The 15,295-nt window shown below is 44.1% G+C and carries 15 protein-coding genes; 1 reads left to right on the forward strand and 14 read right to left on the reverse strand.

From position 1 onward, the window contains the following. The 9 genes from VRU48_RS12390 to VRU48_RS12430 form a co-directional block, all read right to left on the reverse strand. Positions 1 to 1,185 (reverse strand): hypothetical protein, encoded by a 1,185-nt coding sequence (locus tag VRU48_RS12390; protein ID WP_330108230.1) that lies wholly within the window; start codon positions 1,183 to 1,185, stop codon positions 1 to 3. Between the two features lie 39 nt (positions 1,186 to 1,224). Next, positions 1,225 to 1,851: a toxin-antitoxin system YwqK family antitoxin gene (locus tag VRU48_RS12395; protein ID WP_330108231.1), complete on the reverse strand. Its 627-nt coding sequence runs from the start codon at positions 1,849 to 1,851 to the stop codon at positions 1,225 to 1,227. Position 1,852: 1 nt separating this feature from the next. Further along, positions 1,853 to 2,350, reverse strand: a complete 498-nt coding sequence (locus tag VRU48_RS12400) for a hypothetical protein (protein ID WP_330108232.1) — start codon at positions 2,348 to 2,350, stop codon at positions 1,853 to 1,855. Between the two features lie 4 nt (positions 2,351 to 2,354). After that, positions 2,355 to 3,293 carry a hypothetical protein gene (locus VRU48_RS12405; protein ID WP_330108233.1) on the reverse strand — a complete coding sequence of 313 codons (939 nt, stop codon included), beginning with the start codon at positions 3,291 to 3,293 and terminating at the stop codon, positions 2,355 to 2,357. A gap of 12 nt (positions 3,294 to 3,305) precedes the next feature. Then, entirely contained in the window at positions 3,306 to 3,935 is a 630-nt protein-coding gene (locus VRU48_RS12410; protein ID WP_330108234.1) for a LytR/AlgR family response regulator transcription factor, read from the reverse strand. 520 nt (positions 3,936 to 4,455) lie between these two features. Further along, complete coding sequence (locus tag VRU48_RS12415) at positions 4,456 to 6,042, reverse strand: S8 family peptidase (protein ID WP_330108235.1); 1,587 nt, start codon at positions 6,040 to 6,042, stop codon at positions 4,456 to 4,458. Between the two features lie 59 nt (positions 6,043 to 6,101). Further along, positions 6,102 to 6,686 carry a pentapeptide repeat-containing protein gene (locus VRU48_RS12420; RefSeq protein ID WP_330108236.1) on the reverse strand — a complete coding sequence of 195 codons (585 nt, stop codon included), beginning with the start codon at positions 6,684 to 6,686 and terminating at the stop codon, positions 6,102 to 6,104. Between the two features lie 321 nt (positions 6,687 to 7,007). Next, positions 7,008 to 7,367: a response regulator transcription factor gene (locus VRU48_RS12425; RefSeq protein ID WP_199140371.1), complete on the reverse strand. Its 360-nt coding sequence runs from the start codon at positions 7,365 to 7,367 to the stop codon at positions 7,008 to 7,010. A 62-nt stretch (positions 7,368 to 7,429) separates the two neighbouring features. Then, positions 7,430 to 8,656 carry an MFS transporter gene (locus VRU48_RS12430; RefSeq protein ID WP_330108237.1) on the reverse strand — a complete coding sequence of 409 codons (1,227 nt, stop codon included), beginning with the start codon at positions 8,654 to 8,656 and terminating at the stop codon, positions 7,430 to 7,432. Positions 8,657 to 8,763: 107 nt separating this feature from the next. On the opposite strand from VRU48_RS12430, the gene VRU48_RS12435 reads away from it, so the two are divergent. Further along, a complete protein-coding gene (locus VRU48_RS12435; protein ID WP_330108238.1) occupies positions 8,764 to 10,014 on the forward strand; it encodes a DUF2130 domain-containing protein in 1,251 nt (416 codons plus the stop codon). Between the two features lie 134 nt (positions 10,015 to 10,148). Here VRU48_RS12435 and VRU48_RS12440 read toward each other — a convergent pair whose 3' ends face one another. The 5 genes from VRU48_RS12440 to VRU48_RS12460 all read right to left on the reverse strand — a co-directional run bounded on the left by VRU48_RS12440 (position 10,149) and on the right by VRU48_RS12460 (position 15,189). Next, positions 10,149 to 10,631, reverse strand: a complete 483-nt coding sequence (locus VRU48_RS12440) for a GNAT family N-acetyltransferase (protein ID WP_330108239.1) — start codon at positions 10,629 to 10,631, stop codon at positions 10,149 to 10,151. 104 nt (positions 10,632 to 10,735) lie between these two features. After that, positions 10,736 to 13,111, reverse strand: coding sequence for a phosphocholine-specific phospholipase C (locus tag VRU48_RS12445; RefSeq protein ID WP_330108240.1), 2,376 nt, complete (start codon positions 13,109 to 13,111; stop codon positions 10,736 to 10,738). A gap of 94 nt (positions 13,112 to 13,205) precedes the next feature. Then, a complete protein-coding gene (locus tag VRU48_RS12450; protein WP_330108241.1) occupies positions 13,206 to 14,075 on the reverse strand; it encodes an aldose 1-epimerase family protein in 870 nt (289 codons plus the stop codon). Positions 14,076 to 14,131: 56 nt separating this feature from the next. After that, positions 14,132 to 14,494, reverse strand: a complete 363-nt coding sequence (locus tag VRU48_RS12455; RefSeq protein WP_330108242.1) for a hypothetical protein — start codon at positions 14,492 to 14,494, stop codon at positions 14,132 to 14,134. Beyond that, a complete protein-coding gene (locus VRU48_RS12460; protein WP_330108243.1) occupies positions 14,494 to 15,189 on the reverse strand; it encodes a LytR/AlgR family response regulator transcription factor in 696 nt (231 codons plus the stop codon). Before VRU48_RS12460 ends, VRU48_RS12455 begins: the two co-directional genes overlap by 1 nt. Between the last annotated feature and the right edge of the window lie 106 nt (positions 15,190 to 15,295).

Raw genomic sequence — 15,295 nt, forward strand, 5'->3', positions numbered from 1 at the left:
TTATTTCTTTTCAGTTAGCTTTTTCAATAAGGCTTCCATTTCTTTTTGCTTAGTCTCAAGATTTTGAAGTCTTTTGTTAGCGTTCTGTAATTCCTTCTCTTTTTCAATCAGGTATAAAGTCAATTCTTCAACCTTCTGCAACAATTTGGTCTGCAGTTCGCTAACGCCTACGCCTTGTTCCTGCATAGTTTTGGCCGTCGGGATTTCGGGCAGGTGCTTGTTTTGCTTCACAAACGATTCGACTTCAGCCAATGGGCGCAATTTGTAATTGGTTTCGAATACAAAATCGGCTCCGGTGGTGTTGACCACGATTTCGTTGGCGCGGGCCTTGCCGTTGATATCGAGTTTATAGGTGGTATTGGTTTGTGCTGCCTTGCCAATTAATACATTGCCTCCATTTGGATTTAAAGCAATTGGAACATAAGCATTAGCATACGCTTGAGCTTGAATTTCTCCGTAATTAGAAGAAGTATTGTAGGCCAATGAAAGCCTCATTGCGGGATTTGTTGCGCCGCCAATAAAAAGCTGCGCATTAGCCGGAGCGCCAGAGGTGTTGGCGTCTGCCTGAACATGCAACGCTGCCATTGGGCTGGTAGTTCCAATACCTACATTGCCATTTGAGCCATTTACATACAGCCTGCTGGCAAGTGCTCCTTGCGTGTCTCTGCTTCTAAAATTAAAGCTTCCATAAGGGCTATTTATGGTATTTGGATATAGGTTGTCGAAATAAGTTATCGCATCCGCTGTGTTATAATAAAATGTTGTAGCCGCTGAGGCACTATTTTGATAACGCATCAACAGCCCTGGTTTTTGACTATCTGTTGCTGATTGCAAATCAATAGTTGCATTGTTTCCCCTGAGTGTTAAGAGATTATCTGGGCTAATCGTTCCAATACCTACATTCCCATTTGGTAATATGGCAAATCTGGCATTGGTATACTCACCTCGGCTAACTATCCATGGGCCATCATCGTGTTGGTTACCAAAAAACCAATTTGGCGTACCATTTTGCAATAGTGTCTGAATCCCTTGCAAATAACCACCTTCATTGGTATTTCTTTTGAGGTTAATGATAGGGGAATAGCCATAAATTGTTGGGTTTCCAGTACTTGGATAATCATTAACTTGGGCAAATCCACCCAGTGAAATTGCCATTAGAGGCAATAAGAGCTTGATTTTTTTCATATTTAGATTTTTTGTTTTCAGCTTACTATTAATGACTTTTTACTTCTTCATTACTGGTGCAACCGCTTTCTTTTGAGTATTTTCTTTCTTTTTGAAAAGTCTACTGAACCAGCCAGATTTTGGTGTTGTGGGCTGTAGCACTCCATTTTTATAATGGGCTATGTTTACGCTATCTGCACTTACATATCGCCTAAATCGGCCGTTGATCTTACCTCGTTTGTAGGTTCCCTCTTCTGATAGTCTGCCCTGTTTATCGTATTTATAGAAACGGCCGTTGAGCTCTCCGTTGCTGTAGTTGGTTCGCTCTACCAGCACGCCTTCTTCAGTCCAGCTTTTCCATTCGCCTATTTTTAGGCCTAACCGAAAATAGCCTTGCTCTTTCAAGTTGCTGTTCAGGTAGAAATCGCTGTACAACCCATGTAAAAGTTTGCCACTAAAACCACCTTGGGTAGCCTTGATCTGGTTATGGCTAAACCAGTAATATTTCTTGTCTGTTTCAGTAAAACTAAGTTCTTTATTGTCAGGTTGTGCCTGAAAAACTACTTTATGGTCGTCGTAGTTAATGGTATGCCGATAAGCCGACGGGTCATATAAATCTTTATAGCGTTGCGCTTTTAATTGGGTACCCAAACCCAAAAACAGCAATAAGAGTAGATAGCGTTGCATGTTATTTTATTCTAATGTATTTTGTCTCGCCCTGGTACTGTACCTTTACCGAATCGCCGGTATGTTTGAGCAGTTTTATTCCGTTGGCACTCTGTCCTTCAGCAAGCATCACTTCTTTACCGTTTACCGATAAGATAGCCAGCTTTTGTTTGGTTGATGCGTTGTTGATGTAGCCACTGTACGAAACTCCACTCCAATTTACTTGAGGCTTAGGCATGAACGCCGGCTGTGGCACAGCTACATTTGCCCGCACAGTGGGTGCTGTTTTTTCTTCCACGAATCCAGCAGTCGAACCTGAAAAAGGATTGCGATAATCCAACTTGAGACTTACTGGGTCTTCTTCATGGTTAACCATTTTAAAATAGGCTGTCTTTGTTACTGGGCCAGCCATTACAGGGGCATCCTCCTCAGAAACCGCTACAAAAATGCGGTAGAATATAATCCCCCAAACTGCCGCAACACACGCCATGAGCACATAAGTAAACTTCTTGCTTTTCATGGGCTTATTGCAGGGTAAAAGTAAAGGTATCGCTAAAGTCGCCTTTATTGCCAGCCTTATCTATAGCGCGTACTTTCCAGGTAAGCGTTTCACCGGTATTGCCCAAATTAAAAGTCTGGGCATTGGTATTTACTATTTGTGGATAAGTAGAATTGTATACCGTGCCATCGCTTTTGTAAATAATCAACTCGTATTTTTGGGCATCAGCTATGGCATTCCATGCTAAACTGACCGGCTTGCTTACTAATTGCTTATTGGCTGGCGCGGTTAAAACTACTTTTGCAGGTGGCGTAGCATCGAAAGTTAGGGCTCTTACGGCCGACCACTTAGAGGTTTCTGTTGCATTTTCTGCCCTCACACGCCATTGGTAATTAGCCTCTGCCGGCAAAGTACTTGTAAAGGTTAGGTTTTCGGTCAGCACATTAAGGGTAAGGTTGTTTTCGTCGGCAAAATTGTTTTTGTCTACTTGCAACCGATATTGTGTAGTACCAAATAGCTTAAGCCAATCGTATTTTACATCGGCACTCACTACATATAGCGCATTAGCTGGCGCAACCAGTTGCACCGATTGATCTTTCAAAGAAGCCGGAAAGATGGTAAAGCTCTGCGTGGCATAGGGGGTTTGGCTACTCCCGTTTTCGGCCCTTACGCGCCATTGATATTCGCCCGGATCTAAGGTATGGGTAAACTTATCTGTCTTGACCACTGTATCGAGCAACAATTTTTCAATGTGGTCAAAGCTTGGCGAAACAATCTGTAAGCGATACTGCAAGGCATCCTCATGAGTTTGCCACCAAAAAGTTTGCTGATAACTGGTGGTTTCGATATGGTCTGATGGCGCCAGCAAGGCAATACTTTTTTTGCTGAGCGAAGGCTCTATAAATTCTTTGCAGGCCGTACCAAAGAGTACGACTACACACAAAAGCGAAAGCATTTTTTTCATTTAGCTACAAATTTAAAATAAGACTGGCCAGAAGTCTGTGAAATCGAAGCCGTTAAGCAATCCGGTATAAAATATTAATAGGCTTACTAAAGTAGAATAATCTAGCGATTGAAAATAATTTTTCTGTTTTTTGATGAGTTTTTGGCTCTTGAAATCAAAGAATGCCTTGCGGTAAGTGCTGCCTACCAATATTTTGTTCTTTTCGTTTCCATTCAGAAAAACCGTATTGCCTTCAATAGCGGTTACTTTTTCGTAGTTGATCATAAAAGATTTATGCACCCTAATGAAATGGCTTGACAAGAGGCTGTCTTCTACTTCCTTCATGGTGTTATGACAAGGCAGTTCGCGCCCATCAGTCATGTGCAAAATCACATAATTTTTAAAGGCTTCGATATAGCATATTTCATTGCATTTTACCAAAAGCTCTTTTTGCCCCTTGGCATCGGCACGAATAAAAAAAGATTCGGTAATGCCACCAGCCCTTTTATGGAATTGGGAGAAATTGACGAATTTATTGATGCTCTTTTCAAATCTTTCTTGCGTTAATGGCAGCAAAAGGTAATCGAAAGCCAAAGCTTCAAAGGCATCATAGGCTTCTTCTACCTTTGATGAGACAAAAATAATCGCCGAAAATCTACTCATAGAAACAAGAGCCGCTCTATTTTTTTCAATCAAGGTGGCATCTATAAATATAATGTCAGGCCTGATTGCCCCAATGGTTATCGAACTAGTCGACAAATCAGTTGCAGCCCCCTTGAGTAACAAATGGTGGGAATGTTCAACAAATTCCCTGATGACCTTATTCGTGCATAACTGCCCGATGATGTAGCAATTGATCATAGATAATGTATTTGGTAGAAAATTTGGGGGAGATTTAAACTTGACTAGCGAATGGCGCTATTGTCCGGCGATCGGTTTTGGATTGAGCATTTCATAGTAGATTCATTGGGTTTGTGATGTGCTTAACTAATATAGCCAGATAAAAAATCTGAACAAAAAGTTTTAACATTTCCTAACATCATTTTTAGACAAGGATGGAATTAAGGCCTTTTTTCCATAATGCTTTATTAAATTATTCTGGCCTTATGAGTGAACTGATGGCATTTAACTAAAAAAGCCCCTCAATTTACTCGAAGGGCTTTTTAATGTTTTAGCGATTTATTTACTTATAAGTAGCAGCCAGTTTTAATGCATTGTAGGCATTTACAATACCTCCCGTAACGCACAAGTCGGCAAAGGGAATGCTCACCGTATCGGCACCCTTCATGTTGCTTACGTTGTGGTTTACTTTCACTACCGATTTCATGATGATTTCTTTGACCTGAACAGCCGTTAGTTTAGGATAGTAAGAACGGATCAGCGCCGCCAAGCCGCTTACCACAGGGGCAGCCATACTGGTTCCGTCTTCCTCTTTATACTGGTTGTTGTCCGGAACGGTAGACTTAATGCTCACCCCAGGCGCAAAAACATCGACACTGGTTTTGCCATAGTTAGAAAAAGGCGCCTTAAGTTGGTCGCCATCTAATGGACCCGAAGCACCAACAGTAATCCACGAGCTGGCTACGCCACCATCTAAATATTTGTTGGTCGGGAAATTTTTCTCTACATCGATATCCTGATTTTCGTTGCCTGCAGCATGTACCAATAGCACGTCTTTGCTTACGGCATATTTTACGGCCTCGTCAACCGCAGCCTTATCCCATGAGTAGGCTTTGCCGAAGCTCATGTTGATAACCTTAGCACCATTATCTGCTGCATAACGGATGGCATTGGCTACGTCCTTATCGCGCTCGTCGCCATTTGGCGTATTGCGTACCCCCATGATCAACACATTGTCGGCCACGCCTTTAATGCCGATATTGTTGGTCCGGTCGGCTGCAATAATACCCGATACGTGCGAACCGTGCAAAGCGTCAGGCCCCTTGATATCGTTGTTGCCATAGAAACGTTCCTTGCTGTTGTTCGGGTCATCGCCAACGATTGACCTCGGATCGTAATCCAAATTATAGTTATAGTTAACCTGATTGTAATAATATTTGTAGCCTTCGGCAATCTGGCTTTCGTAAAAATCCTTAAAGTCGTCGCCTTTCAAATTGTCGAGGATGGCTTCCTTGATACGGCCATCCAAAGGTGTTTGGGGCTTGAAATTCTTAAAATCGTCGAGTGTAGGGTTCTCTTTGCCGATTTTCTTCACTACCGCATCCAAAGCATTTTTAAAGCCGCTAATACCCGCCAAATTACTTTTTGCAGTACCCAATTCTTTTTCCAGTTCGGTTCTGTTCTTGATAAAAGTATCATAGGCATCTTTATCTTTGGGCGCTACTGTAGAAGCAGTCACATTGGCAAAGCGCGCAGCATCCCTACGTACCAATCGGGTCAGTTCAAGCACTTCAAACTCTACAGATCCTTTTGGTCCACCCAAGAAATTCCATCCGTGTACATCGTCTACATAACCGTTTTTATCATCGTCGATACCATTGCCGGCTATCTCTTTTTTGTTGGTCCAGATTACCCTTTTCAGGTCTTCGTGGTTCAAATCAACGCCTCCATCCAATACGGCCACGATAACCGGAACTGATTTTTTTCCTTTCAGCAGTTCTTTATAGGCTTTTTCGGTACTGATGCCAAAAACGCTGTCGGTTTTAAGGTCGAGGTTTTGCCAATTTGGCTTTTGCTGCGCATTGGCTATGAAAGAAATCGATGCCACCAACGACAGCGAGAGAACTCTTCTTAAAAAATTTTTATTCATATAAGTCTATATTAAAAGTGGAAAACGGTTTGACGTCTTGTTTTATTATTTGATGTTGGTCAGCTTTCTTCAACAATAATGCCGTAATTGGCCAACAGCCCCGCCAAGCCCTCGGTGGCAAACCTGGCCTTGCGCAATTGGTTCCTTTCGGGATCGATGGTAAAATGATAGGAAGTTACAAAATTGGCTTCGTTAAGTACGGTGTGCATGAACACGGCCCCGCTCAAGTCGCAATGATGGAACTTGGTCGAAGTGAGGTCGCTTTCGGAGAAATCGGTTCCCTTTAAAGAACAGTTTTCGAAACGGCTTTTGCGGTTCTTCTTTTTCATAAAGGCCGCATAATCCAAAATACAGTTGTCGAAATTGGCACTGAACAAAAAATCCTTGGTATTCGAAAAATCGGCGCCTACCATTTTGCAATGGCTGAAGCGCACCTGATCGAAACCAATATGTCCAAATTTGACCATACTGAGGTTGCAGCCGTCGAAAGTGCATTGGCTAAAATCGCAGCCTCTAAAATCCGTATCGGTAAAATCGCAGTTTTTGAAAGTGCAATCGTCAAATTGCGTATCTCTGGTGCCAGTAGCCGGAAAGGGAACTTTTTCAAATACCCGGCTCACGTAATAAATGCTTTCTTCTACCATGAATTAAGAATAGGCATGCAAAATAGCAAATTATCTCGAGGTAGCGTAGGCGAATTCGTTCGGTTTTTTATTGTTTGATTGTTGAATTGTTCTATTGCTATCATCGTTAGACAATAGCCCATTGTTCAATTGTTGGATTGCTAAGTTGTTGAATCCATTGTTCAATTGTTAAACTAATCAATCTAAGCTTTGAACTTTAATCTTTGGTCTTTAAGCTTCTAAGGTTTATTGTTGGATTGTTCTATTGCTGGATTGTTAAATTGTTTCGGAAATTGAAAACTGCCAACCGTAAACTGCCAACTGTAAACTGCCGACCGAAAACTAGGCAATCAAGCGCTTGATCCTGCTTTCGATATCGTCTAAATCGAAGGGCTTGCTGATGTAATCGTCGGGGGTAGCCATTTCGCTCATCTGCTTGCTTCTTACATTGGCCGACATCACGATTACCGGAATATGTTTGGTAAAGGCATCATTCTTCAAATCGTGGCAAATCTCAATGCCATTGCCATCGGGCAGCATCACATCTAAAATGAAAAGATCGGGAATAGAATCCTTCAGTTTTTTCTTCATTTCCTTAAAAGTAGAAGAAAGCTGCAGGTCGTAGCCTTCGTCTTTGAGCAAAAATTCGATGATGTAACCTATATCCTTATCATCTTCTAAAATGTGTATCCGTTTCTTCATGTGCTAAAAACAAATCGGCAGGCAGATTGTTTGGGCCTGTCAGCAGATTTTCGGCACATTTTTTAAGCCGACTGCTGGTCGGCCTCTACCGCCTTGATCTTCAATCGGCTATAGCCCAGCGCACAAAGCAGCAGCAAAATGGTAATGCCTACCCAAAGCGGATTATAGCCAAATTTTTCGGCCAGGTAAAAGCCGCTGGTAGGCCCTATAACCTGTGCAACCGACCAGCTGATGGTATATCCGGCCGCATAGAGGCCTCTGTTAAATTCGTTGCTCCGCTTAATGACAAAAGTATTGATGAAAGGCATAGAAAACATCTCGCCAAAGGTAAAGCACACAATACTGAGCAGGGCCAGCACTACCGGCATAAATTTGGGCAGTAGCAACACCGCAAACGAACTGCCCACCACCAGCACGCCGGTTACGATGTAAAAAATAGGCGAGCGCTTGTTTTCGATTTTACTGATCATCACCATTTCGAACAAAGCAATGATTACGCCATTGAGGCCCAAAATCAAACCAATGCGGGCCTCGTTCAAATGCCATACTTCCTTGTAAAATACGGGCACCACCCTGAACATCAGAAAAAAGCAGGTGGCGAAAACGGTGGTCAGCAAAATAAACTTGATAAACAGCACATCCTGCCAAGGCTTGCGCACCACGATGCCCTTCGTTTTTTCCTGTACAGCTTTTCTGAACCCCTTTATCGCCGGCAGAAAAACCAAAATACTGATGCCCACCAGGATGCTTACCACCCCATCGACAATGAACAGCAAGGGATAATCGAAAGAAGCGATAATGCCGCCCATACTTACCCCAAAAGCCCAGCCCATGTTGGTGGCCAACCGGTTTAGCGAATACGAACGGGTTTCCTTGCCTGGCGCCGCATAGGCTGCAATGGCCGTGAAATTGGCCGGGCGAAAGGCTTCGGAAAAAAAACTGATGACAAAAGCCAATACGCACAGGGTTTCGAAATGCCTGAGTTGCGAAAACAATAGGAAAAAAGAACCGCCGATAATCGACGACAAAATCTGCACCGGCCTAAAGCCAAACACATCGGTCAGCTTGCCTCCTGCCGATGCCCCAAAAATAGAACCCACCCCAAAAAGAGAGATGATGATACCTGCATCGGAACCTGGGCGATGCAGCGACTGGGTAACGTACAGTCCCATAAACGGAACAGCCATGTAGCCACAACGATTGATTAAAATCACGATGCTCAGCAACCAGGTTTCGCGACTTAAACCCGAAAAGGAAGTTTTGTAGGCATTAAAAATTTGGCGGAACATAAAGAGGGATCTTGTTCCCAAAATTAGACAATAGCCAGTTAAATCCTATGTATAATTTCCGTATTTTTGAATCCGTCCAAAATCCGGGTACGTCCAAAACACGAAGCATGTCAACAGAAATAAAATGTCCGAATTGTAACCATACTTTTCCTATTGAAGAGGTAATGGCCGAAGAATATAAACAGGATCTGAGAGAGAAGATGATTTCTTTTACCAAACAAAAGGACGAAGAATACCAAAAAAAGCTCGAAGTTTTTGAACAGCAAAAGAAACAGCAGGAACAGGCCTTTGAGCAGAAACTGGCGCAGGAAAAAGCGGCGCTACAGGCATCGGTAGCCGAAAACCTGCGCAAAACTATCAGTGCCGATTTCGAAAGCAAACTCAAACTGTTAGACGAAACCAACAAAGAAAACGAAGAAAAGCTGAAGCTGGCCCGCCATAAAGAAGTAGAATTCCTGAAAAAAGAGCAGGAAATCAAAACCCGCGAAGCCGAAATAGAACTGAATATCCAGCGCAAGCTGCAAGAACAGCGCGAAGAATTGGTAGCCCAGGTACGCAAACAGGAACTGGAAAAAAACAGCCTGAAGGAAACCGAGCACCAGCTGAGGGTAAAGGAACTCGAAAAACAGCTCGACGACCAGAAAAAACTGGCGGAAGAGATGAAACGCAAGGCCGAACAGGGCTCAATGCAGCTACAGGGCGAAGTACAGGAGCTGATTTTGGAGGAGTTATTGCGCAGCACCTTTCCTTTCGATACCATTGAAGAAGTGGGCAAAGGCGTTCGTGGAGCAGATTGCGTGCACAACGTACGCAACCAGTTTGGCCAAGATTGCGGGCGCATCATTTACGAGAGCAAACGCACCAAGGATTTTTCGATAGAATGGATCGAAAAGCTGAAAAAAGACATGCGCAGCATGGGCATCGACGTGGCGGTTATCGTTACGCAAACCTATCCGAAAGGCATGGACTGCTTTGGCGAAAAAGATGGGGTGTGGATCTGCTCTTTCGATGAGGTAAAAGCCGTTGCCTATATTTTGCGCGATGGAATCATCAAACTGTTCAGCGCCGCCAAATCGCAGGAAAACAAAGGCGATAAAATACACATGCTCTACGATTATTTAACCAGCAACGAGTTTTCTGAACAATGGAAAGCCATACGCGAGGGATTTATGAGCATGAAGCTTTCGATACAGCGCGAACGCGATGCCATGGAAAAATTATGGAAGGCTCGCGAAAAGCAATTGGAGAAAGTGCTGCTCAATGCCGCTCATATCCGCGGTTCGATCGAAGGCATTTCGGGCACCGATAATATCCAGCTGAGCCTAACCGACGAAGAAGACGATTTGTTGTTGGATTAACTGATGATGTGCATGGTTGCGCCTGACAATGGCCAACCTTTCGCCACCTCAGTTTTCCTTAGCTTAAACGAGGAGTTGTTTTTTAGATTGGTATCGTCATGGCGAGGGACGAAGCCATCCAAATAACGCATTTCCTACAACTCTTTCACCATCCAAATATCGCAGCCAAAATGGCCCGAATTGCCCATGGCTTGACATAAAGTTTTAAAGCCCAAGGCATGGTAAAGGTTAACTGCTTGATTTAATTCGGGCATGGTTTCGAGGTAGATTTGGCGATAACCCAGCTCCTTGGCCTGCTCAAAACATTTTTGCATCAAGAGCTTGCCCAAACCCCTGCCCCTGCCTTCGGGGTAAAGATACAGCTTCACCAGCTCGCAGACCCCTTCGGGTAAGCCCTCGGTAGGGTAAATGCCTCCTGCCCCGATGATTTTCCCTTCCGCTTCGCATACCCAATAAGCCGACTTTGGATTTTCGAACAAAACAGACAAATGGTTGGTGCTTTCGTCAAAATAAGCGGTACCGGGTTTATTGGCTTTAAATTCGGCCAACACGCTTTTAATGAGCTTGGCCAACTGGGCATCGTCGCTTGGTTGAATGGGTCTTAGAACAGCTTGCATGGCCAAAACTACAAAATCGGAGGATAATCGCACAGTTTCGCGACAAAGAATAAAACACAAAGGGCCCACATTTTCGTGAGCCCTTTGCTTTTGTAATTAGTATTTTAAAGTACGCCACCCATCAGCGGGTCGCTAATTGATTCTTTTCCGGTTTCTACGTGTCCGGCGTAATGTCTTAAAAAAGCGGGTGAGCCTTTAACCGATAGCACAAAATCGTACCAGCCTTTGCTTTTTTGCAGGTTCAAACTCAGCTGCTTGCTTTGCTTGGCGGCAAGGGTCAGTGTTTTGGTATTGGCTTTATAGGCATCGTCAACAATGCGGATTTCTAAGGCTTCAGTACCTTTATTTTCTAGCCAAAGCTGCAAATTACCAGTCATTTTGTTGAGCAGGCCACTTTGTTCGTGCTTACATTGCAGGCTCAATGCCGGATCTTGCGCATTGCCTTTAAACTGGCGATAAAATCCATTCGGGCCATTGAGGGCTAAATTATAAACGCCTCCTTCAAACCCCTCTACCTTCCACGAATCGCTTAATTTGGCTTCGGCTTTTACACCATAAGCCCAGGTTTTACCGGCTTCGTTTTTATAAGTGCTCTTGGCGTATACATTAAACGGCGCACCGATGTTTTGCAGTTGGCTGCCTATTGGCGCTTTGCCCACTTCAAAATCGACAACAAATTCTTTTTTATCGGCATTTAACTGACCATCTGCAAACAGTTGGTAAGGCAAGGCACAAGCTAGGCGCGTACCTTTTTCCTGTACAGGCATGGCTTCGGCCGATTCTTTTTCAAAAGGCAAATGCTGGTTAATTTGATCTATCTCCGTTTTAGAAAGTGCTTTAGGCGTTACCTGAGCTGGTTTCGAGCGGGCATTTTGGATATCGGCAATTACCTTTTCCTTTTTCAAGCGGTTGGGCACATTTAGTTTTTCTCCGTTGTAAGGCCTAAAGACAGAGCTTAGATCTCCACAAACGGCCCTGCGCCACGGACTGATGGTGCTGCTCTTGATTTTCTTTCCGGTTTTATGGGCCAGGAAATTCTCCAAAAACATCAGCGACGAGGTATGGTCAAACACCTGCGAATTAACATAGCCACCCTTGCTCCACGGCGAAGCTACAATCATAGGTACACGGTAACCCAATCCAATCGGGCTGTCTTTTTTAAACTCGTAATCAACCGAGGTATCAATTCCTTCGCTTACCTTGCCCGTTGAAGAATCGTTTGGTTTCGGGGCTACAAAAGGTGCCAAATGATCAAAATAACCATCATTCTCGTCGTAGGTTAAAATGAAGATGGTCTTTTTCCAAACTTCAGGATTTTTGGTCAGGATATCTATGGCCTCCGAAACATACCATACGCCATACAAAGGCGAACTGGTGTGGTCAGAAAAACGCTGTGGCGCCACCAGCCACGATACGGTTGGCAACTTGCCATTGTCTACATCTTTTCTAAACTGCTCAAAAATATCTTCCTTGGGCACATTTAAGGTTTCTTGTTGGCCTTGGTCGTTGGTAAAAGTCAACGGCGCAAGCTTGAGGTAATCGGGGTTGGCAATATTGGTGGCAAAAGCCTTATCGATCATGTTTTTTTCCTTTGGCGAAAGCTTGTTGTACTGCTCAAGCACCTGCTCAACGCTCAACGGCGGTTTGCTGGTATGGTCGCCATTTTTACGGAAATAAGCCGATAGTTTTACCTGATGGCGTTTTACATACTCCAAAGGATTATCGCCGTAATTGCCCAACCAATCGTCGATATCGTCGCCCGCTAATTTCACCGTCCACAATTCGTTTTGGTAAACTTTCCAGGATACGTTATGCTCTTCCAACAACTCTGGAAAAGTTTCCCAATCTACAAACACATTATTCTGCGATTCGGCCTGCGAGTTGTTCACCACCGGAATGGCTTCGGCCTTTTGCTCTGGACGTATGGTACCCGTCCAAAAGAACAAACGATTAGGCGTAGTACCCGTTAGCGACGAACAAAAGTTATGATCGCAAACGGTAAAGGCATCGGCCATGGCATAGTAAAACGGAATATCTTCCCTTTGGTAATAGCCCAGCGCCATGAGCGATTTTACAGGCACCCACTTATCGTATTTGCCTTTGTTTCGGGCAGCCACCTGGTCTGACCACGAGTGGGGCAAGCCACCCTGCCAGGTAATTTTGGTTTTGTTGATGTCGACATGGAAAGGGGCGTAGGTATTGCCCTTCTCATCATTCTGCAACCATACTTTGTTTTGGTTAGGCAGGGTTTTGGCTCGTGGATCGTTAAATCCGCGAACGCCGCGCATCTTGCCAAACATGTGGTCGAAAGAACGGTTTTCCTGCATCAGAAAAACAATGTGTTCGGCATCGTAAAAAGTAGTTCCGGGATCGGCATTAATGGCCATAGCCTTTTGGATAGACATCGGAACCACGTTAGCAAGGCCAAAGGCCCCAGACAACAACGTTGCCTTTTTGATAAAGTCTCTTCTTGAATCCATAGATAGATAAAGTAAATTAGGAATAGATAGCCAAATGTACGTGCTCCCCACCTCAATCTGAAAAGATTAAGATTAATTTTACAACAAGCGTCTTTTAAAAGAAAGTAACTTTCCAGGTACGCTCCCAATTGCCTTGGGGCGCCAATTGCTGTATGCCTTCTTTGGTGGCCAACTGCTGGTTGCTATCCATGGCATCGGCTATGCCACACCAAGGCTCCAAACACACAAAGTCGGCATCCTTGGCCGCCCAAATGCCAAAATAGGGAAAGCCTTCGAACTTAAAGGTGAGCCCGTTGTAGTTCTTGGAGTTCATGAGGGTAATTTCGTCGCTCTGGAGCTGTTTCAACACCAAGGCATCGTCATAAAACAGCTCGTGCTTCAAATCAAGTTTGCCATCATGCAATGCCAGCACAGAAGTTTGGTCTGAAATAAGATTGGCTACAATATGGTGGTACACCAACTCCTGGTCTTTGTTAAACTGGAGAGAATAATCGCTATAGCAACCCTGCTGATTTAAAGGCGCGGCAAAAGCCGGATGGGCACCTACCGAAAACAGCAACTCTTTGGTGGCCGGATTGTGCACTTCGTAGGTGCAACAAAGGCTGGCGCCAAAAATCCGATAGCGCAGGTTTAGCCGAAACTCGAAAGGATATATTTTGAGCGTTTCTTCGTTATGCCTCAGCGTAAAAAGAATTTCGTGCTCGCTTACCTGCCGATAATCAAACTCCATATCGCGGGCAAAACCGTGCCTCGGCAAAGTATAAGCCTGACCTTGGTAAAAATAAGTGTTGTCTTTGAGCGCACCTACAATGGGGAAAAGCACCGGACTAAATTTGCCCCAAAACTTCGGGTCGCCACTCCATAAATATTCTGTCGAACTATGGACACCGCTTACGCTTTGCAGCTCTGCGCCTTTTGTTGCAAACGTGGCTTTGATGTGCTCGTTTTCTATCGCAATTAACATTCAATAAAAATAGCTGTTTGCACAATCAACACCTAGAAAAATAACATTTATTAACTTTAATCGAGCGAGTGCAGGTAGTGTCGGGCTTCTACCAGGGCTTCGCGGCAAATGGCAATGATGATGTGTACATTGGTACGAAACAGGGCGATGGGCAAATCGGTGTATACCGTAGGCTCCATGTATTTTTCGAGTTTGGGGTAAAAACCCATAATGGATATGCTCGACTGCATGTGGTGCAAAGTGGTTTTAACCTTGGCATAGTTGCCCATGGCCATATCGCGTTCCAAGCTGGACAGGTTTTCGGGAATAATGTCTACAAAAAGCCTGGCCACATTGCGTTCGTATTCTACATCGCCTTTTGCGATTTCCCTTACATAACTAAGGTCTAACAGCCGATAGGTTTGTTGTTCTAATTCCATTATATAATTTGCATTCTTTTGTTCAACAGGTTTTTGTAGGCATCGGATACCGGCACCAGGTTTTGGCCGATGACCAATGTGCCGCCTTCGAGGGTATCTATTTTGCCTACATTGATGATATAAGACCGGTGTACTTTTAAAAAGATATGGGCCGGCAGCTTATCCTGCATGGCCTTTAGCGAAGAGTGAATGGTATACAAATTGTCTTTGGTGGCAATCCTCACGTAATCGCCCTTGGCCTCGAGGTACAGGATATCGTTAATTTTTAGTCGCCTAACCACATTCGAATCCCTGATAAACATAAACTCGTCAGCCGGTTCAAAGCTTTTGCCGTTTTTGTTTTTTAGCGTTTCCTTGGCTTTTTCTATGGCCTGCAAAAATCTTGCTGGCGCGATGGGCTTTGTGATGAAATCAACTACGTTCAGTTCGAAGGCTTCTACGGCATAGTCCTTTTTGGAAGTGGTGAAGATGATCAAGGGCTGCCGCTGCACAAAACTCTTGGCCAGGTCTATGCCACTCATGCCGGGCATTTCAATGTCGAGCAGCAAAAGGTCGATCTGATTGGCCAAAATTGCCGCATAGGCGATGGCCGCATCGCTGCATTCGCCTACTACGTTGAGCGAAGGGTCGAGCATGGTTAATTGGCGCAGGGTAAGGCGGGCAATTTCGTTATCGTCTATAATTAAGCAGTTCATCTATCTATATTTTAGCCCTACACTAAAATAATTAATATGTTTCATCGCCTAATCACTTCATTTTGTTCAATCTGTTCATTTTAAAAACTGCGAATGGGTGCTGTTT

Origin of the sequence: Pedobacter albus (assembly GCF_036324255.1) — a bacterium.
GTDB lineage: Bacteria > Bacteroidota > Bacteroidia > Sphingobacteriales > Sphingobacteriaceae > Pedobacter > Pedobacter albus.

Coding starts and splice junctions, on each gene's coding strand:
- VRU48_RS12400 (WP_330108232.1), bottom strand. CDS start 2,350: ATGAAAAGCAAGAAGTTTACTTATGTGCTCATGGCGTGTGTTGCGGCA.
- VRU48_RS12395 (WP_330108231.1), bottom strand. CDS start 1,851: ATGCAACGCTATCTACTCTTATTGCTGTTTTTGGGTTTGGGTACCCAA.
- VRU48_RS12430 (WP_330108237.1), bottom strand. CDS start 8,656: ATGTTCCGCCAAATTTTTAATGCCTACAAAACTTCCTTTTCGGGTTTA.
- VRU48_RS12460 (WP_330108243.1), bottom strand. CDS start 15,189: ATGAACTGCTTAATTATAGACGATAACGAAATTGCCCGCCTTACCCTG.
- VRU48_RS12410 (WP_330108234.1), bottom strand. CDS start 3,935: ATGAGTAGATTTTCGGCGATTATTTTTGTCTCATCAAAGGTAGAAGAA.
- VRU48_RS12435 (WP_330108238.1), top strand. CDS start 8,764: ATGTCAACAGAAATAAAATGTCCGAATTGTAACCATACTTTTCCTATT.
- VRU48_RS12425 (WP_199140371.1), bottom strand. CDS start 7,367: ATGAAGAAACGGATACACATTTTAGAAGATGATAAGGATATAGGTTAC.
- VRU48_RS12420 (WP_330108236.1), bottom strand. CDS start 6,686: ATGGTAGAAGAAAGCATTTATTACGTGAGCCGGGTATTTGAAAAAGTT.
- VRU48_RS12440 (WP_330108239.1), bottom strand. CDS start 10,631: ATGCAAGCTGTTCTAAGACCCATTCAACCAAGCGACGATGCCCAGTTG.
- VRU48_RS12445 (WP_330108240.1), bottom strand. CDS start 13,111: ATGGATTCAAGAAGAGACTTTATCAAAAAGGCAACGTTGTTGTCTGGG.
- VRU48_RS12455 (WP_330108242.1), bottom strand. CDS start 14,494: ATGGAATTAGAACAACAAACCTATCGGCTGTTAGACCTTAGTTATGTA.
- VRU48_RS12390 (WP_330108230.1), bottom strand. CDS start 1,185: ATGAAAAAAATCAAGCTCTTATTGCCTCTAATGGCAATTTCACTGGGT.
- VRU48_RS12405 (WP_330108233.1), bottom strand. CDS start 3,293: ATGAAAAAAATGCTTTCGCTTTTGTGTGTAGTCGTACTCTTTGGTACG.
- VRU48_RS12415 (WP_330108235.1), bottom strand. CDS start 6,042: ATGAATAAAAATTTTTTAAGAAGAGTTCTCTCGCTGTCGTTGGTGGCA.
- VRU48_RS12450 (WP_330108241.1), bottom strand. CDS start 14,075: ATGTTAATTGCGATAGAAAACGAGCACATCAAAGCCACGTTTGCAACA.